The sequence below is a fragment of the Nocardioides marinus genome (assembly GCF_013408145.1).
Lineage (GTDB): Bacteria > Actinomycetota > Actinomycetes > Propionibacteriales > Nocardioidaceae > Nocardioides > Nocardioides marinus.
Window position 1 is genome coordinate 1,034,229 of record NZ_JACBZI010000001.1, and the last position, 16,846, is coordinate 1,051,074.

The 16,846-nt window shown below is 69.7% G+C and carries 18 protein-coding genes; 10 read left to right on the forward strand and 8 right to left on the reverse strand.

What is annotated here, in order from left to right; translation table 11 throughout:
* Nucleotides 1-6 precede the first annotated feature (6 nt).
* The 3 genes from BKA05_RS05000 to resB all read right to left on the reverse strand — a co-directional run bounded on the left by BKA05_RS05000 (nt 7) and on the right by resB (nt 3,103).
* Nucleotides 7-543, reverse strand: a complete 537-nt coding sequence (locus BKA05_RS05000) for a copper resistance protein CopC (RefSeq protein ID WP_179530449.1) — start codon at nt 541-543, stop codon at nt 7-9.
* A 179-nt stretch (nt 544-722) separates the two neighbouring features.
* Complete coding sequence (gene ccsA / locus BKA05_RS05005) at nt 723-1,325, reverse strand: cytochrome c biogenesis protein CcsA (protein WP_246289758.1); 603 nt, start codon at nt 1,323-1,325, stop codon at nt 723-725.
* A gap of 308 nt (nt 1,326-1,633) precedes the next feature.
* Nucleotides 1,634-3,103: a cytochrome c biogenesis protein ResB gene (gene resB, locus BKA05_RS05010; RefSeq protein WP_218842294.1), complete on the reverse strand. Its 1,470-nt coding sequence runs from the start codon at nt 3,101-3,103 to the stop codon at nt 1,634-1,636.
* 181 nt (nt 3,104-3,284) lie between these two features.
* Here resB and lnt (BKA05_RS05015) point away from each other — a divergent pair, with 181 nt between their 5' ends.
* The 4 genes from lnt (BKA05_RS05015) to BKA05_RS05030 all read left to right on the forward strand — a co-directional run bounded on the left by lnt (BKA05_RS05015) (nt 3,285) and on the right by BKA05_RS05030 (nt 8,886).
* Nucleotides 3,285-4,886: an apolipoprotein N-acyltransferase gene (lnt, locus tag BKA05_RS05015; RefSeq protein WP_179530450.1), complete on the forward strand. Its 1,602-nt coding sequence runs from the start codon at nt 3,285-3,287 to the stop codon at nt 4,884-4,886.
* Nucleotides 4,883-6,238: a hypothetical protein gene (locus BKA05_RS05020; protein ID WP_292608371.1), complete on the forward strand. Its 1,356-nt coding sequence runs from the start codon at nt 4,883-4,885 to the stop codon at nt 6,236-6,238. The genes lnt (BKA05_RS05015) and BKA05_RS05020 overlap by 4 nt, the downstream gene beginning before the upstream one ends.
* 249 nt (nt 6,239-6,487) lie before the next feature.
* The gene (locus BKA05_RS05025; RefSeq protein WP_292608368.1) at nt 6,488-7,888 is read left to right on the forward strand and encodes a cytochrome ubiquinol oxidase subunit I; all 1,401 of its coding nucleotides are present in this window, start codon (nt 6,488-6,490) and stop codon (nt 7,886-7,888) included.
* Nucleotides 7,885-8,886: a cytochrome d ubiquinol oxidase subunit II gene (locus BKA05_RS05030; protein WP_179530451.1), complete on the forward strand. Its 1,002-nt coding sequence runs from the start codon at nt 7,885-7,887 to the stop codon at nt 8,884-8,886. The genes BKA05_RS05025 and BKA05_RS05030 overlap by 4 nt, the downstream gene beginning before the upstream one ends.
* Nucleotides 8,887-8,906: 20 nt before the next feature.
* On the opposite strand, the gene BKA05_RS05035 is transcribed toward BKA05_RS05030, so the two are convergent.
* A complete protein-coding gene (locus BKA05_RS05035) occupies nt 8,907-9,146 on the reverse strand; it encodes a helix-turn-helix domain-containing protein (protein ID WP_179530452.1) in 240 nt (79 codons plus the stop codon).
* 142 nt (nt 9,147-9,288) lie between these two features.
* On the opposite strand from BKA05_RS05035, the gene BKA05_RS20460 reads away from it, so the two are divergent.
* The 3 genes from BKA05_RS20460 to lnt (BKA05_RS05045) all read left to right on the forward strand — a co-directional run bounded on the left by BKA05_RS20460 (nt 9,289) and on the right by lnt (BKA05_RS05045) (nt 11,366).
* Nucleotides 9,289-9,588 (forward strand): transposase, encoded by a 300-nt coding sequence (locus tag BKA05_RS20460; RefSeq protein WP_179530453.1) that lies wholly within the window; start codon nt 9,289-9,291, stop codon nt 9,586-9,588.
* Nucleotides 9,589-9,664: 76 nt separating this feature from the next.
* Entirely contained in the window at nt 9,665-9,793 is a 129-nt protein-coding gene (locus tag BKA05_RS19990) for a hypothetical protein (protein WP_281364769.1), read from the forward strand.
* Complete coding sequence (lnt, locus tag BKA05_RS05045) at nt 9,765-11,366, forward strand: apolipoprotein N-acyltransferase (protein WP_281364561.1); 1,602 nt, start codon at nt 9,765-9,767, stop codon at nt 11,364-11,366. Before BKA05_RS19990 ends, lnt (BKA05_RS05045) begins: the two co-directional genes overlap by 29 nt.
* A gap of 165 nt (nt 11,367-11,531) precedes the next feature.
* On the opposite strand, the gene BKA05_RS05050 is transcribed toward lnt (BKA05_RS05045), so the two are convergent.
* The 4 genes from BKA05_RS05050 to BKA05_RS05065 form a co-directional block, all read right to left on the reverse strand.
* Nucleotides 11,532-12,125, reverse strand: a complete 594-nt coding sequence (locus tag BKA05_RS05050; RefSeq protein ID WP_218842297.1) for a cadmium resistance transporter — start codon at nt 12,123-12,125, stop codon at nt 11,532-11,534.
* Between the two features lie 169 nt (nt 12,126-12,294).
* Nucleotides 12,295-12,786, reverse strand: a complete 492-nt coding sequence (lspA, locus tag BKA05_RS05055; protein ID WP_292608365.1) for a signal peptidase II — start codon at nt 12,784-12,786, stop codon at nt 12,295-12,297.
* Nucleotides 12,787-12,830: 44 nt separating this feature from the next.
* Entirely contained in the window at nt 12,831-14,804 is a 1,974-nt protein-coding gene (locus BKA05_RS05060) for a heavy metal translocating P-type ATPase (RefSeq protein ID WP_179530456.1), read from the reverse strand.
* Nucleotides 14,801-15,202, reverse strand: coding sequence for an ArsR/SmtB family transcription factor (locus BKA05_RS05065; protein WP_218842299.1), 402 nt, complete (start codon nt 15,200-15,202; stop codon nt 14,801-14,803). The genes BKA05_RS05060 and BKA05_RS05065 overlap by 4 nt, the downstream gene beginning before the upstream one ends.
* 74 nt (nt 15,203-15,276) lie before the next feature.
* Between BKA05_RS05065 and BKA05_RS19340 the strand changes: the two genes are divergently transcribed.
* From BKA05_RS19340 to BKA05_RS05080, 3 genes are all read left to right on the forward strand, one after another.
* A complete protein-coding gene (locus BKA05_RS19340; protein ID WP_218842301.1) occupies nt 15,277-15,972 on the forward strand; it encodes a peroxiredoxin family protein in 696 nt (231 codons plus the stop codon).
* Between the two features lie 135 nt (nt 15,973-16,107).
* Nucleotides 16,108-16,392 carry a metal-sensitive transcriptional regulator gene (locus BKA05_RS05075; protein ID WP_179530457.1) on the forward strand — a complete coding sequence of 95 codons (285 nt, stop codon included), beginning with the start codon at nt 16,108-16,110 and terminating at the stop codon, nt 16,390-16,392.
* 191 nt (nt 16,393-16,583) lie between these two features.
* Nucleotides 16,584-16,799, forward strand: coding sequence for a heavy-metal-associated domain-containing protein (locus BKA05_RS05080; protein ID WP_030485937.1), 216 nt, complete (start codon nt 16,584-16,586; stop codon nt 16,797-16,799).
* Nucleotides 16,800-16,846: the final 47 nt, after the last annotated feature.

The following is a 16,846-nucleotide window of genomic DNA, read 5'->3' on the forward strand; positions in this document are numbered from 1 at the left end:
CCCGGGTCACTGCTCGGCCTTCCCGTCGGTGGCTCGGCTCTCGGATCGCCCGGTGCGCGAGGAGACGACGGCGGAGAGCAGGACCAGTGCGACCAGGCCGGCGGCGACCCAGGCGCCGGTGGCCAGGCCGGTTGCGGACGCCCCATCGGAGGCGGGGGCTGTCCGGGAGGGGGGCGTCGGAGTCACCGGAGCGGCTTCGGGGGTGGTTGTCTCAGCGGCACCCGGTGTCGGAGGCGAGCCTGCGTCGGGCGCGATGGTGAAGGTCGAGGTCCCGGCGATGGGGTGTCCGTCAGCCGACGTCACGCGGTAGCTGATCCGGACTCGGTGGTCCGTCGTGGGATCGACAGGCTTGAGGGCACGCAGGTCCCCTACGACCTCGGTGCCGCGGACACCAACCATCAGAGGGACCCGGGTGCCGTCCTGGCCGTCGACCGAGATTGAGGCGGCGCTGAGCGTCGGGTCGATGGCCTCGGTGAAGGCCAGCACGACCTCCGGTGGCCAGCCGCCGACGACCCGGCTGCCCTCAGCAGGGGTGATCGACACCAGGTCGGTGTGCGCCGATGCGGGCGGAGTCGGCCAGGACAGGAGGGTCAGGGTGGCTATGAGGAGGAGCCGCCGCGTCATGACCGGCCCCGTGCGATGAGGTAGAGGATGGCGAGCGTCGACCCCAGCGTGAAGGCACCGATGACGAGGGTCGAGACGAGGTCTTGGCCCATGCGACGTCACACCCCCGCGTAGGAGTGCAGGCCTGGGATCCAGATGTTCACTCCGAAGAAGTTGAAGAGGAAGGCCGCGAACCCGGCCACGGCGAGCCACCCAGCCCGACGTCGCCACCCGCCGGTGGCCAGGGCGTGCAGATGAGCGGCGTACAGCACCCACGTGATGAAAGCCCAGGTCTCCTTCGGGTCCCACCCCCAATAGCGACCCCAGGCGTTCTCGGCCCACACGGCCCCGGCGATCACGGCAAAGGTCCAGATGGGGAAGGCGACCAGGTGGACGGTGTGCGCGAGGTCGCCGAGCTCGGAGCTCCCGCGCCCCTCGCGACCACCGCGTGAGAGCACCATCTGGGCTAGCGTCGCCAACGCCCCCACAGTGAAGAGCGCACCCGCCACGATTGCTGCGGCGACGTGGACCACGAGCCAGGTGGAATCGAGCACAGGCACCAGATCGTCGACCGGGGTGTAGAGGGAGGTGGCCGAGACGCCGAGCAGGACGAGCACCAATGCCGCGACCCAGGGGGCCACGGCATCGACCCGGCGACCGCGACGGACCACGAGGAAGGTGACGGCGACCGCCGCGGAGGCGGTGAGGCCGAACTCGTACATGTTGCCCCAGGGGGCCCTGCTAGCCGCGAGACCCCGTGCGACCACGGCTGCCACGAGGAGCACAGCACCCGAAGCCATGAGCCACGTGCCCGCGGGGCGCAGGGCATTCGCCCTGTCGCCCGACGTGACGGGCGCGGGGCTCGCGGTGAGGACCTCGGGACCGCCCACGAGTATGGGCGCCGGTGCACGGCCAGCGGACCGTGCGGCGAGGGCCGCGGCCACGGCATAGGTCACCAGACAGGCGGACAGGGCAGCCAGCGAGGCGAGGACCAGTCGGTCCGACCAGAGTGCCATCTCGTCTGCTTGCATCACGTCGTGCTCTCCGGGTGGTTGTCGGGATCGTGCTCGAGCGCGGCAGTCAGGGCCGCCGAGTCGCTGTCGGCGCAGCGACGACGCCCGAGGTGGCGCCACCCGACCTCGACCGTGGCGTCGTCGACGCGGCGGACCCAGACGCGCCGCCGCGGCACGCCGAGCGAGACGCTCAGGCCCATGAGCAGGAGCAGCGCCGCCACGAGCGAGATCTCCTTGCCCGGGTCTCGGGCCACCTGGAAGTTGGCGAAGCGGGTCACGCCGTCGAAGGTGACCGTCCCCAGGCCGTCGGGCAGTCGGACGGTCTCGCCAGGGGCGAGCGTGGCCCGCCATCGGTCCCCGTCGTCCCCCGTGACCTCGACCAGCCCGTCCAGGTCGAGCGTGTAGACCGACTGAGCCCCGCCGTCATCCAGTCCGAGGTCACCGGAGTAGGCGGTGAGCAGGAGCGCCGGATTCACCAGGCCGGGGTATGCCGACACGTCGATCCCGTCCGCCCCTCGGGCCGCGGTCGGCAGGAAGAGACCCTCCAGTGCCACGGGGGTCGGTCGAGCGTCGGGCACCTTCACGACCCCGTCGGAGGTGAACGCCTGATCCTGCGGAAGGAAGATGACAGGACCGGATGCGGCCACGTCACCGCGGCCGTCGCGGACCGTGATCTGCGGGGCGTACCCGTGACCGGTGAGGAAGAACTTGGTCCCGTTGGCGTCGAAGGGCTGGTTCGGTCGCACCTCGGTGGTTCCCGCGCCGTCGGACGTCACCCAGTCCAGGACCGCCGTGAACGAACGGGGCTCTCCCAGCCGTGGTCCGCTGGTCTCGAACTGTGCATCGAAGCTGCGCAGGGTGAACTCGAGAGGTTCCAGGTCCGCGGGATCGGCCAGGGGGGCGCGGGTCAGGGCGTCGTAGGAGGACGCGATGTTGGTGAACGTCGAGCCCTCGACGACAGCCACGCGCCCTTCGTAGCCGAACAATCGACCGCCGGCCACCCCGACGAGGAGGACCAGGAGCGACAGGTGGAAGGCTAGGTTCCCGAGCTCCCGGACGTGGCCCTTCTCGGCGCGGACCTCGCCGTCGGTCTCCACCACCCGGAAGCGCCGAGACCGCAGGTGCGCGGCGGCAGCCGTCAGAGAGGCCGAGGCCTCCTCGACCGTGAGGGGAGCGTGAGCGTCCTCGCGCTCCAGCCTGCGGGGGGCCGCGGGCGGCTGCGCCGTGACCTCGCGCCACAGGCGGGCACATCGAGGAAGGACGCACCCGGTCATGGAGACCAGCAGCAGCAGGTACACGGCGGCGAACCACGGGGCCGCGTACACGTCGAAGAGGTACAGCCGGTCCAACCACGGAGCGAGGTCGGGGTTGTCGCGGTAGAACAGCGCGACAGCCGCGGGGTCGCTCGCCACGCCACGCTGCGGGAGCAGCGAACCCGGCACCGCCGCGACCGCCAGGAGGATCAGCAGGACGACGGCGGTGCGCATGGAAGTCAGTCGCCGCCAGGCCCAGCGGCCCCAGCCCATCGAGACCCGAGCGGGCTCCGGGGTCCCGCGATCCGGTGGCGTCGCCGCACGGGGGCCCTGGTCCGACTCGGCGGCGACGGGGGACGACCTCACGTGGTTCATACTATCGGCGATAGTAGGCCATGACGAAAGCGGTGCCCGAGTGGCTGGTGAACGCCCCATCATCCTGACCGCCGCTGCCGGCGGAGCCACGACGGCGCTCGGCTTCCCGCCCTTCGATCTGCCGTGGCTGGCACCGGTGGGCCTGGCGATGCTGGTCCTGGCGCTGCGTGAGGCCTCAGCCACCAGAGCGGCACTCCTCGGTGCCGCCCACGCCGCGGTCTTCCTCGGGATGACGCTGTGGTGGTTGGCCGAGGCCATCTCCCCCTTTGCCTGGGCCGCGATGGTCGCTGCGCAGAGCGTGTGGGGCGCCTTGGCCGGTGTGGCGATGGTGCGCGTGCGTCGACTCCACGGGTGGCAGCTGTGGGCCGCCGGCGTCTTCACGGCGGCCGAGTCGGCACGGGCGGCAGTTCCCTGGGGCGGGGTCCCGTGGGGAAGGCTCGGGTACTCCGCCGTCGATGCGCCCTGGTCCGCCTGGGTGGCGGTCATCGGGGTCGCCGCCACAGGAACTGTGGTCGCGCTGCTCGGGTGCCTCATCGCTTCGGTGGTGGAGCACGCGGCGCGGCGCAGCCTGCGCGGGCTGGTCCCCGCAGCAGCAGTGGTGGCGCTGGTGGCGGTCCCGGCCATGGCACGTGGGGTCCTGGTGACGCCGAACCAGGCGACCGGGCCGGTGGCCGGGATCGCCATCGTGCAGGGGGAGCTGCCGGGTTCCGGCCGGGAAGTCGTGGCGAATCACCGGGCCCTCACCGAGGTGCTGGTCGGGCAGACGAGGCAGCTCGCGGCCTCGGACACCGGGCGTCCTGCGCCCGACCTGGTGGTGTGGCCCGAGAATGCCATGGCTGTCGACCCGACGACCGACGTGGTCGCCGGCCAGGCGGCGCGAGCGGCTGTGGAGGCAGCCAGGGCGCCGCTGCTCCTGGGAGCCGTCGTCGATGCACCCGACGCGCGCTACGCCCTCAACCAGTCGCTGCTCTGGGACGACGGGGGAGTGCGGGCGAGCTACACCAAGCAGCGGCTGGTGCCCTTCGGGGAGTACGTCCCCCTCCGGTCGCTGGCCGAGCGGTTGTCCTCGAGGGTGGCCGCCATTCCCCGGGACATGCTGCCCGGCGGGGATCCCGAGCCGATCCAGGTCGGCTCCTTCAGTGTCGCGACCGCCCTCTGCTTCGACGTCGCCTACGACGACGTCCTGCGTCGACAGGTGGCCCGGGGCGGGGACCTGGTCAGCGTCCAGACCAGCAACGCGATGTTCCTCGGCACCGCCCAGCTCGAGCAGCAGTGGCAGGTGTCCAGGGCGCGGGCCCTCGAGCTCGGCCGCAGTGTCGTGGTGTCCTCGGTCAACGGCATCTCAGGGGCGATCGCACCTGACGGGTCGGTCCTCGAGCGGCTTCCGGTGCGTGTAGCGGGATCGGTCGTCCTCGACGTGCCTCTCAACACGTCGCAGACGTGGGCAGTCCGACTCGGCGCCGCACCGTTGCGGTTGACGTGGATCATTATCTCGATGGCACTGCTGGTCACCTTCGCCCAGGACCGGCGAGCATGCCGCCGCCGCCGCCGCCGCCGCCGCCGCCGCCGCCGCCGCCGCCTCCCACCCACACATGCCGGTTCCCCTCCTGCTATGCCCCTCGACCGATCGGACGCCACGTGATCCCCCTTCCCCTGCCGATGCACGGCATCGGCGGCGCCAAGGACCTTCCCATCTCGCCCCAGCTCGCCATCACCGGTGCCGTCGCGGCGCTGATCATCTCGTTCTCGGTGCTCGCGCTGGCGTGGCGGACACCGCGGTACGACGGGAATCCGGACGGACCGGTGGCCGGCCGTCGGGTGCCTCACTGGATGGATGGTGTCCTGACCTCACGCGGCTTCGCCGTCGCGGCGCGTGTCCTAGGGATGGTGGTCTTTCTGTACTCCGCGGCTGCCGCGGTGCTCGGTGAGGACCTGCTGACCAACCCGTTCTTCGGCATCTTCTACGTCTGGTGGTGGATCGGCCTGGTCTTCGCCTCCGCCCTGCTCGGCCCGGTGTGGAAGGCGATCAGCCCGGTTCGCACAATCAACCTCGCCTTCTCGAAGATCTCTGGGTCCGACCCCGACGTGGGACTGCTGGCCTACCCGGCGCGACTCGGCCACTGGCCAGCTTCCCTGGGGCTGTTCGCCTTCGTGTGGCTCGAGCTGGTCTATCCCTACTCCACCGAGCTCGGCCCCGTGCGGCTGTGGTGCGCGGTGTACGTCGCTGTGATGCTGCTCGGCGGCGCGATCTTTGGCAACGGGTTCTACGAGAAGGCCGACCCGTTCGAGGTCTACTCCACCCTGATCGGCAAGCTCTCAGTCTGGGGGACCCACGAGGGCAGGATCGTGGTGCGGTCCCCGCTGGCGAACCTCAGCACCGTGGTCCCGACGGCCGGTCTGCTTGCGGTCGTCTCGGTGCTGTTCGGCAGCACCGCGTTCGACTCCTTCAAGGACTCCCCGTTCTGGGTGCGCTTTTCTCAGACCAACGAGCTCGTCGCGGGCCTCGAGAACGGCTCGACCATCGCTGACTCCCTCGCTCTGCTCGTCTTCAGCGCCGCACCAGCCCTCGTGTTCGCCGGTGCCGCCGCGGCGACCATGACCGGTCCCGACCTGCGTCGTCGGGACCTGCCGGCCATGCTCGCTCACTCGATCGTGCCGATCATCCTCGGGTACATCGTGGCCCACTACGCGTCCTACTGGTTCGAGGTCGGCCAGGACACCCTGATCAAGGCGAGCGACCCGCTCACCACCGGTGCCGACTACCTCGGCACCGGCGATTGGCAAGTGAACTACTGGCTGAGCTACCACCCGACCCTGCTCGCCAACATCAAGGTGGGAGCGGTCGTGGTCGGCCACGTGGTAGCAGCCATCGCGTCTCACGACCGATCCGTCGCACTGCTGCCCCCTCGTCACCAGATCCTCGGGCAACTGCCTCTACTCATGGCCATGGTCGCCTTCACCTCAGGTGGCCTTTACCTGCTCTTTGCCGCCTGAGGTAGGCGGCGAATCCGCAGTCCCGCATCGCCGATACGGACCATCCGTGAACGGACCCACGCTCGCTCAGTTCCGGGCCGCTGCCGTCGCAACGGGCTCCGGAATCTCCATTACCGGATGCAGCACGATTCCGGGCGACACCGGCGACACCGGCGCTACGAGCCTCATCGAAGGTAACTCCTCGCACCCGTTAGTGAAACTTTTCACAAGCCCGTGGGTGGCTCGTACCTATTGCGTAGCGTTAGTGCCGTGCTGACTCCCGATCTCGTCGTCGACGCAATGCAGCTCGCCGGGACCGCGGAGCCCGCGGGGCTTCTCCCGGCCCGTCAGCAGATGGCTCTGTCCTTGGGATGGCACATCGTGCTGGCGTGCTTCGGGGTTGCCTTCCCGGCGATGATTTTCGTGATGCACCTGCGCGGGATCCGCCGTGAGGACCCGGTCGCCCTGGGGTTGGCCCGCAGGTGGGCGAAGGTCTCGGCAGTGCTTTTCGCGATCGGCGCGGTCTCCGGCACGGTGCTCAGCTTCGAGATGGGTCTGTTGTGGCCCGGCCTGATGGGGACTTACGGGGACGTGCTCGGACTGCCGTTCGCGTTCGAGGGTCTGGCGTTCTTCCTTGAGGCCATCTTCCTTGGCATCTACCTGTACGGCTGGGGACGGATGCCGGCGAAGCGGCACGTCCTGATGGTCCTGCCGATGGCGATCACCGGCATCGTCGGCGCCTACTGCGTGGTCGCGGTGAACGCCTGGATGAACGTGCCGACCGGTTTCCGCCTCGTCGGCGGGGAGGTCACGGACGTCCAGCCTTGGGCGGTGCTGTTCAATCAGCACGCCTTCCTTCAGTTCGCCCACATGTGGGTCGGCGCCTATATGGTGGCGGGCTTCAGCGTTGCGGGGGTCTATGCGGCCGGGATGCTGCGCGGGCGCCGCGACGCACATCACCGGTTGGGCTTCATGGTGCCCTTCGTCTTCGCGTCCATCGCCGCGGTCACCCAGCCGTTCGTGGGGCATGTGCTCGGGTTCGGGTTGGACGAGCGACAGCCGGCGAAGCTGGCCGCGTTCGAGCTGGCGGAGACAACCGAGAGCCCGTCGCCGCTTCGGCTCGGCGGCGTTGTGGTCGACGGGGAGGTCGTGGGTGCGATCGACATTCCTGTTCTCGGCTCGCTGATCGCGATGAACTCGCTCGACGACCCTGTGCCTGGCCTGGACACCATCCCCGAGGAGGACCGACCGCCGGTCAACATCACGCATCTGGCCTTCCAGACGATGGTCGGCGTCGGCACGTTGCTCGCCGCAGGTGTCACCTGGTTCTGGGTCCAGCGCTGGAGAGGGCGTGACCTGCTCACGAAGAGGTGGTTTCTCAGGGCTGCGGCGGCCGCTGGTCCGCTGGCCGTGATTGCGCTTGAGGCCGGATGGGTGGCGACCGAGGTCGGACGGCAGCCCTGGGTCGTGTACGGAGTGATGCGCACCCCGGACGCGGTCGGCGACTACACCTCGGCATTGTGGTGGTTGCTGGGGATAAGTGCGTTGATCTATGCCGGGATGACCGCAGCCGCGGTCATCGTGCTCAGGTCCATGGCCCGGCGCTGGCGCAGCGGTGAGACCGATCTCCCGAGCCCGTACGCGCCCGAGACCGTGGATTCGTCGTCATGAGTCTCGAGGTGGCTGTCGCAGCGGCGATGTTCGCGGGCGTCATCGCGTACGCCGTGCTGGGCGGCGCGGACTTCGGCTCGGGATTCTTCGACCTCACGGCGGGTAGCAGCCGGCGTGGCGCCGAGCTGCGAACCCTGGTCGACCACAGCATCGGACCCGTGTGGGAGGCCAACCACGTGTGGCTGATCTACGTGCTGGTGATCTGGTGGACAGGATTCCCGGAGTCGTTCGCCGCGACAATGTCGACGCTGGTCGTGCCGTTGCTTCTGGCGCTGCTGGGCATCGTGCTGCGCGGCGCCAGTTTCGCGTTCCGCAAGTACTCCGCCACCCTGCGCCAGGCGCGGCTGTTCGGTGTGATCTTCGCCGTGTCCTCGGTCATCACACCGTTCTTCCTCGGCACGGTCGCCGGGGCAATCGCGTCAGGTCGGGTGCCGATGGAGGAGGATGGCGACCGTTGGTCGTCCTGGCTCAACCCGACGTCTCTGTTCGGTGGGGCCATCGCGGTCGGCACCTGCGCGTTCCTGGCCGGCGTGTTCCTCGCCGCCGATGCACATCGCAGTCGCCGATCACGGCTGGCGGAGGACCTTCGGGCGCGCTCGCTCGGAGTGGGGCTCGTGACCGGTGCGCTCGTGTTCGCCGCACTGGTGCCGATCTCGATGGACGCGCCGGTGCTGGCCGACGGCCTCGCCGGGCGCGCGGCTCCACTCGTCGTGATGGCCGGGCTGGCAGGCGTGGCGACGCTCGTGCTGGTGTGGCGCCGTCGCTACTCGATGGCGCGATGGCCCGCGGTCGTCGCCGTCGCGTCTGTGGTGTCAGGATGGGGTGTGGCCCAATACCCCTGGCTGCTCGTCGATCATGTGACGATCCGTGCCGCCGCCGGCGCGTCAGCCACCTTGCAGGGCCTCCTGGTTGCCGTGGGGTTCGCCGTGGTCTTGGTGTTACCGCCGTTGATCTACCTGCTGCGACTCACCCAGACCGAGGAGTGGACGCGACACTGATGGGGCGATGACTTGACGTGTCAGGGATTTGCGTCGAGTCCTGAGTTCGTGTCGTCGCGATCGACGAGGCCGAGCCGCGCGTGGTCGGCGCGGCTGAGGGCCTGTTCGATCAGCTCGCCGATGTGGTCGTCGTCAAGGTGGTTCTCGACGTGGCGACCTTGACGCGAAGCTGTGACGAAGCCCTGGTCACGCAAGTGAATCGCCCGCAAGTCTTCGTCGCGGCTGGCCTGGGGCCGGCTTGCAGGGTTAGCGCCGGTCACCCGGTGGCAGTCCCTACGTCGGTAGGGACTCACTCACCGGGGGCTGCTCGTACACCACTCTGCTGGACTCCACCCGGTGGCGTGTCCCGGGTTCGGTGGAGTCGGCTGACTGGATTCTGATGCCTGTCATCAGGAGGCAGCAGTGGGCAGACGGGCTTATCCGCCGGAGTTTCGGCGCAAGGTGATCGGCTTGCTTAAGGAAGGGTGCTTGGTCGGCCAGGTCGCGTACGACTTGGGTATCAGCGAGGCCTCGATCTACGTCTGGCGTCGACAGGACAGGATCGACAAGGGCGCCGATGCGGTGCGATGCCGAGCGCGGAAGACGATGGCTATGTCTGCGGGGGGCGGTCAGCGACGGCCGGGTTGCCGATGTGGTCCTCCACCGCCTCGGGGGTACTGGTCGTGCGTTCGGGGCGGGCGTGCAGGAGAGCGATCACGATGAATCCGGTGACCAGGAAGGTCGGGGAAGCTTCCAGCGAGGAGCTCGCCAGGCTCCTGGACTCTCTCACCGGGCCGGAGTGAGCGGTGACACCTGCGCCCACGCCTCCCACGCCTCCCACGCCCACGCCTCCTACGCCTCGCACGCCCACGCCTCCTACGCCTCGCACGCCCACGCCCATGGCGGCCCGCGCAGCCCAGACGGGTGAGAAGGCCCCGGCATCCGTCGACCGGCCTCGACGCCGCCGTCGGCTCGCACGACTCGCGGCGGCATCGCTGGCCGGGGTTGCCGCCGCGGGAGCCAGCGCTCCGTGGGAGCAGCGCTGGCTCCTACCGTTGGCGGTCGCCGCGCTGGTGCTCCTGCTGCAGCGGGAGCCGCTGCGCCACGCGTTTGCGATGGGGCTGCTGTTCGGGTTCGGATACACGCTCGTCCTGACGGGATGGATGCGGGCCGTCGGCACCGACGCCTGGCTGCTGATGAGCCCCGTTGTCGCCGGCTACTACGCCCTCGCCGGCCTCGGGATCGCGCTGGCGGGTCGGCTGCGCGGCTGGCCGATGTGGACCGCGAGCGTGTGGGTGGCGCTCGAGACCGCGATGTCGACCTGGCCGCTCGGTGGCTTCCCGTGGACCCGGCTGGCTTGGGCCACCGTGGACACCCCGTTCGCGCTGTGGCTGCCGTGGGTCGGCGCCAGCGGCGTCAGCTTCCTGGTAGCCCTGGCCAGCGCCATGCTTGCCTGGGTGGTCCGGGAGGGCAAGGCACGCCCGATAGGGGCGGTCGTGGTCATTGGCGCCGCACTGCTGGTCGGCTCCGCGCCGGTCCTGGTCCGGCCCGAGTCGTTGACGTCGTCATGGGAGGCCGGGCTGCCGACCGTGACGGTCGCCGCGGTGCAGGGCGACGTTCCCGGCGCCGGGAACGACCTGGTCGCCGTCCATGAGCAGGTGACCGAGAACCACGTCCAGGCCACCGTTGACCTCGCCGAGCGGGTCGAATCCGGCGCCGTCCCCCGGCCCGACTTCGTGCTGTGGCCGGAGAACTCCACCGCCGTCGACCCCTTCGCGGATGAGCAGACCAACGCAGGGATCTCCCGCGCCGTGGCAGCGGTCGGGGTGCCGGTGTTGGTGGGTGCCATCGTCGACGGTCCTCGCCCGGACGCCGTGCTCAACCAGGGACTGGCGTGGCTGCCGGACGGCTCGACCAAGGAGCGCTACACCAAACGCCACCCGGTGCCGTTCGGCGAGTACGTGCCCTTCCGCAGCCTGCTCTCCGGACTCCAGATCGGGCGCCTGGACATGATCCCGCGCGACATGATCGCCGGCACTCGCACACGGCCACTCGACATCGCCGGCACACGCGTCGCGGACCTGATCTGCTTCGACGTCGCGTTCGACGACTCCGTCGCCGCGCAGATCGAGAACGGCGGCCAGATGGTGACGGTGCAGACCAGCAACGCCACCTTCACCGGAACCTCGCAGCAAATGCAGCAGTTCACCATCAGCCGGGCTCGTGCCATGGAGACCGGCCGCACCGTGGTGGTCGCCTCCACCAACGGAATCAGCGGCGTCATCGGCCCGGACGGCACGGTCCGGGCCCAGCTGGAACCGAGGACGACCGACATCGCGGTCGCTCAGGTCGCGCTGGTCAACGAACACACGCCTGCAGTGCGCTACGGCTCGCTCATCCGACAACTCTTGGTCCTGGCAGGTCTCACGGCTGTCATCGCGGCGGTGATCGGTCGCGGACTCCCGAGGCTGCGTGGCCTTCGCAGCTGGCGGCGCCGATAGCCGCGATGCGCCGGTGAGAGGACGGTGACATGCCGCGAAGCTGTCGGACCGGAGTGTGGGCGACCGAGTGAGTCGGCGTTGGCTGTTCGGCGGCTCTGCGCCTAGACAGGCATGACGTTCTGCATGACCCTGTCCAAACTCCTCGCGAGCGGGTTGGCCACGCGGTCACAAGCCGAACGCACCGCCCTCGATCAAGATGACGAGGCCGAGCACGATGAGCACGAGAGGGAACAAGATGTGCTCCCACCGCTCGAGCACCTCCGCGATCGGCTTGCGGGTGGCCACGAACTTCGCGGCCAGGACGAGGACGAGGACGAGAGCCAGGAACACCACGCAGTAGGCCACGAGCGCCCCGGTGCCGACCGCGAGGAACACCGGCACGTAGACCCCGATGTTGTCTCCGCCGTTGGCGAAGGTGACCGCAGCCACCGCCAGGGCGCTGATCGGCCTGTCGGCGAGGCTGTCGTCGTCATCATCGTCCCCGTTTCGCCAGACCCGCCAGCCCGCGTAGACACCCAGAAGGAGTGGGATGAGGCCGAAGTACGGGATGGCTTCGTCGGGAAGGAACAGTCCCGCGCCGAAGGTCACCGCGACGGAGGCCAGCAGAATGCCACCGAATCCGAGGTACTGCCCGGCGATGATTCTGGTGGTGGTACCTCGTTGCCCGGCTCCGCGTGCGAAGAACAGGGACAAGACGATGATGTCGTCGATGTTGGTGACTAGAAACAGGCCAATCGCCTGCAACGCGGGGCCGATCATGTCTATGTCTCCTTGGGTTCTGCAGTGTCGACGCACTGGTCGTCTTGTGTCGCGAGAGCACGGCCCCTGAGTTCGCCATCAGCAACCGTCGTGGCTAGCAGGCTGAGCTGGCTGAGCCTCGGGTGCTGCGGGCACTCAGCGCAGCCGGCCGGTCCCCCTCGAGCGCCGGTCAAGGCTCGGAGATGGAAGGTGCGCCGGAATCGTCCTTCACCGACGCTGGCGTGCTCGATGCGCGTTCTGGGCGGGCGTACAGCAGAGCGATTGCGATGCATCCGGTGACGATGAAGGTGTCGGCGAGGTTGAAGGTGGGCCACCAGCCGGTGTGCAGGTAGTCGGTGACCACGCCGTCGCGGGCGCGGTCGACCACGTTGGCGACCGCGCCGCCGATCACGGCGCCGCCGGCGATCCGCTCGACCCACCCCGCTTGGGGGGCCCGGTGCCATGCGTAGACGGCGAATAAGATCGAGATCGCTGCGGTGATGGCCACGATCACCCCGGCGGGCAGCTTGTCGCCCATGCTGAACGCCACGCCGGGGTTGTAGGCCAGCCGCAGCTGGATCAGGCCGAGGTCAACCGAGGAGTCGGCCAGCCGGGCCTCGGAGACGGCCTTCGCGCTGAGGTCGATCGCGGCCACCGTGGCGGCCGCCAGCAGGACCGCCACGCGACCGGCTCCCGCTCGCGTCGGGGCCTGGCTCGAACCGGCGGTCACCTCGCGGCGGCTTCCGCCGGCATGTGCGCCGGCGTCGGCTGTGTGCCCGCTGGTGCGGGCGGTAGCGGTCGGGCGCGGCCGGCGCGGACGCCGTTGCCGATCACCAGGATCTCGGCGATCTCGTGGACCAGCACCACCGCGGCGAGCCCGAGCACGCCGAGGGCGGCGAGCGGGATCAGGATGGCGATCAGGCTGAGGGAGAGGGCGACGTTCTGCAGCATGATCGACCGGGCGCGGCGGGCGTGGGTCAGGTTGTGCGGTAGGTGGCGCAGGTCCTCGCCCATCAGTGCGATGTCGGCGGTCTCGATGGCCACGTCGCTGCCCATCGCTCCCATCGCGATCCCGACGTCGGCGGTGGCGAGCGCCGGGGCGTCGTTGACGCCGTCGCCGACCATCGCGGTCGGCCGGCTCTCGCGGAGGCGGGCGATGATGGTGGACTTGTCCTCGGGACGGAGCTCGGCGTGCACGTCGGCGATGCCAGCCTGGGCGGCCAGGGCGGCGGCGGTGCGGTCGTTGTCGCCGGTGAGCATGGCGACCTCGTAGCCGCCGTCGCGGAGCCGGGCAACCACCTCGGCGGCCTCGGCACGGAGATCGTCGCGGACGGCGACGGCGCCGATCACGGCCCCGTCGTACTCGACCAGCACCGCCGTCGCGCCGGCCTCCTGCATGGCGGCGACCGGCTCGGCGAGCTCGCCGGCGGGGATCCAGCCGGGCCGTCCGAGCCGGGCGGGCCGCCCGGCGACCGTTCCGGTCAGGCCGGCGCCGGTGACGGCCTCGACCCCCTCGGCGTCGCGGTGCTCGGGGACCGCGGCGAGGATGGCCCGGGCCAGCGGATGCTCGCTGCGGGACTCCAGGGCTGCCGCGACGTCCAGAACGTGGTCACGGGTGTGGCCCGCAGCGGTGGCGACGTCGACCACGGCCGGCTGGTTGCGGGTGAGCGTGCCGGTCTTGTCCAGGGCGACGGTTCGGATCCGGCCGAGGGCCTCCAGGGCGGCACCGCCCTTGACCAGGGCGCCGATGCGGCTCGCGGCGCCGATGGCGGCGACCACGGTGACCGGCACGGAGATCGCCAGCGCACACGGGGAGGCGGCGACCAGGACGACCAGGGCGCGCTCGATCCACGTCGCCGGGTCACCCAGCAGGCTACCGATGATCGCGATGATCGCGGCGAGGATCATGATCCCGGGCACCAGCGGCTTGGCGATCCGGTCGGCGAGGCGCTGAGCGTTGCCCTTGCGGGACTGCTCGGCCTCGACGATGGTGACGATCCGGGCCAGGGAGTTGTCCTCGGCGGTGGTGGTGACCTCGACTTCGAGGACTCCGGTGCCGTTGATGGAGCCGGCGTAGACGGTGTCGCCGGCGCCGGCCTCGACGGGGACGGATTCGCCGGTGAGCGCGGAGACGTCCAGGGCGGTGCGGCCGGTGCGGATGACGCCGTCGGTGGCGACGCGCTCACCTGGGCGGACTAGGAGCAGGTCGCCGATCACCAGGTCGGCGGGGGAGACGGTGACCTGGGCGCCGGCGCGGAGGATGGTGGCCTCGGCCGGGACCAGGGACAGCAGGGCGCGCAGCCCGCGGCGGGTGCGGGCGACGGCGTACTCCTCCAGGCCCTCGCTGATGGAGTAGAGGAAGGCCAGCATCGCTGCTTCGGCGACCTCGCCGAGGATGACCGCGCCGATCGCGGCGATCGTCATCAGGGTGCCGACGCCGATCTTGCCCTTGGCTAGTCGCTTGAGGGTGCTGGGGACGAACGTCCAGGCGCCGAGCGCCAGCGCGACGGCGTTCAGTCCGGTGACCACGCCCTGGCTGGCGTCGTTGAGGTCGGCGATGTACCCGGTGATCAGGAAGAGACCGGCGAGAGCGGCGAAGCGGAGTTCAGTGACCTCCCAGAGCCGTTCGGGCTCGTGTTCCTCCAGCTCGCCGTCGTCGTTGCGGGGCTCGTCGTGGCCGCAGCCGCAGGCGTCCGTCACGGCGCTACTTCCTCCGTCGTGGTGGGAATGGTCTCGGTCTGAGGATGCGGGTGGGTGTCCACTGGGCCGTAGCGGGGGCAGATCTCCACGGCCTCGCCGGTCAAGCCCAAGAGCTGCTCGGCCGCCGCGAGGAGGTCCATCAACTCGGGGTGGGCGATGGAGTAGAACATCTGCCGACCCTCGGGTCGGCCGACGACTAAGCCGCAGTCGCGCAGGCAGGCCAGATGCCCGGAGACGGTGCCCTGGGCCAGGCCGAGCGTGTTGGTCAGGTCCACCACCCGGCGTTCGCCCGCGGACAGCTGTCGGACGATCGCCAGCCGGTTGCGGTCCGCGAGCCCGTGGAACAGTGCCGCGCCGCGCTGCAGCGCCGGGTCAGCTTTGGGCGTTGTCATTGGCATGCGCCGATGATAGCGTCCGCCACATTGATCGTCTAATCCCGCTGACAGCGAAGCAGGTTGAGGAGCGTTCTACGATGGCGACGACAGCGGTGCGCCGCGAGCGGAGCGGGATGAGCGAGTCGGGTCCGGAGCCCGGGTGGTTCGTCGGTCTGCTGCTCCGTCGCCGCGGCGTGGTGCTGCTGGTGGCGTTACTGCTGATGGCTCTGGCTGGCGTGGCCGGGCGGGATGCTGGCGACAAGCTCGTTTCTGGTGCCTACCTGGACCCCTCGGCAGAGTCACAACAGGCAGCCGAACTCCTGACCCACCAGTTCCCCGGCGACCCCCCGAACCTGGTCCTGATCGTCGAGACAACCACTGGCACCCTGAACTCTTCCGAAGTCGCACAGTCAGGCCGCGCGCTCACCGAGCAGCTGGCCGAGACGCCCGGAGTCGCCGGTGTGCAGTCCTACTGGACGACACCGGACCCGGCGCTGCGCGGCGCCGACGACCGGTCAGCCGACGTCACCGTGCTGCCGATCGTGATGAACACCCGCGAGCAGATCACCGCCGACATGACCGCCAACGGAGTCACCACACCGTTCCTGCTCGACGACGGCACGGTCTCCGAGGCCTACGGAACCCTCGGCAAAGGCATGCATGCCGGACTGCCCGGGCACAGCTTCGTGCTCATCGACAGGCAGGGTCGACAGCGCTGGTACGGCGAATACCCCTCCATGTGGCTGGCACCCCAGGACCTGCTCGACGAGATCCGCAGCAACCTCAGCGCCTGACCACCGAGGCAGAGTACCGACCTCGATGAAGGTTCGATGAAGGTCTCTCCAGCCACCTTGTGGGAGTACCCCATGGGGGTATAGTCAAGTGCGAAGGCAGACACCCCGTCCGGGTACAGGCAGAGGAGGGTCGCGATGGCAGCCGAACCGGGATACCTCACCGAGAAGCAGGCAGTGCTGACCCGGCTGCGCCGCATCGAGGGCCAGATTCGCGGCCTGCAGCGCCTGGTGGACGAGGAGCAGTACTGCATCGACATCCTCACCCAGGTCTCGGCGGCGACGAAGGCCCTCGAAGGCGTGGCGCTCGTTCTCCTCGACCAGCACCTCGAGCACTGCCTGACCCACGCCACCGACCCCGCCGAGGCCCAACAGAAGCTCAACGAGGCCTCCGCAGCGATCCGACGACTCGTCCGCTCATGACCGACCCGACCAACGAAGGAGCACCCATGCCCGCCCCACACACCAGCCACGAACTCCAGTTGGCCGACAGCCCCCCGAACGGCGGTGGCTGCGGCTGCGGAGGATGCGGCTGCGGCTCCAACACCGAGACCGGTAGTTCCACCGGCACCACCATCGAATCGACCGCCACCGCCGCAACGAAGGGAAACGAAATGACCACGACCAGCTACGACGTGACGGGGATGACCTGCGGCCACTGCGCCAGCGCCGTCACCAGCGAGCTCAAGAGCCTGGACGGCGTCAGCGACGTCTCCGTCGACCTCGTCGCCGGCGGGACCTCCTCGGTCACCGTGACCAGCGCCCAGCCCCTCGATCGGGCACAGGTCGCCGCAGCCCTCGACGAGGCCGGCGACTACCACCTCGCCTGACGGGCCAGGTCCCTCACGTCCGAAGCGCGATCCATCCCCCAGGAGGC

Bases quoted from the DNA above. Each gene is read 5' to 3' on its own strand.
- BKA05_RS05030 (WP_179530451.1), top strand. From the start codon at position 7,885: ATGAGTCTCGAGGTGGCTGTCGCAGCGGCGATGTTCGCGGGCGTCATC.
- resB (WP_218842294.1), bottom strand. From the start codon at position 3,103: ATGCGCACCGCCGTCGTCCTGCTGATCCTCCTGGCGGTCGCGGCGGTG.
- BKA05_RS19340 (WP_218842301.1), top strand. From the start codon at position 15,277: ATGGCGACGACAGCGGTGCGCCGCGAGCGGAGCGGGATGAGCGAGTCG.
- ccsA (WP_246289758.1), bottom strand. From the start codon at position 1,325: ATGTACGAGTTCGGCCTCACCGCCTCCGCGGCGGTCGCCGTCACCTTC.
- BKA05_RS05065 (WP_218842299.1), bottom strand. From the start codon at position 15,202: ATGCCAATGACAACGCCCAAAGCTGACCCGGCGCTGCAGCGCGGCGCG.
- BKA05_RS05080 (WP_030485937.1), top strand. From the start codon at position 16,584: ATGACCACGACCAGCTACGACGTGACGGGGATGACCTGCGGCCACTGC.
- BKA05_RS05075 (WP_179530457.1), top strand. From the start codon at position 16,108: ATGGCAGCCGAACCGGGATACCTCACCGAGAAGCAGGCAGTGCTGACC.
- BKA05_RS05050 (WP_218842297.1), bottom strand. From the start codon at position 12,125: ATGATCGGCCCCGCGTTGCAGGCGATTGGCCTGTTTCTAGTCACCAAC.
- lnt (WP_281364561.1), top strand. From the start codon at position 9,765: ATGGCGGCCCGCGCAGCCCAGACGGGTGAGAAGGCCCCGGCATCCGTC.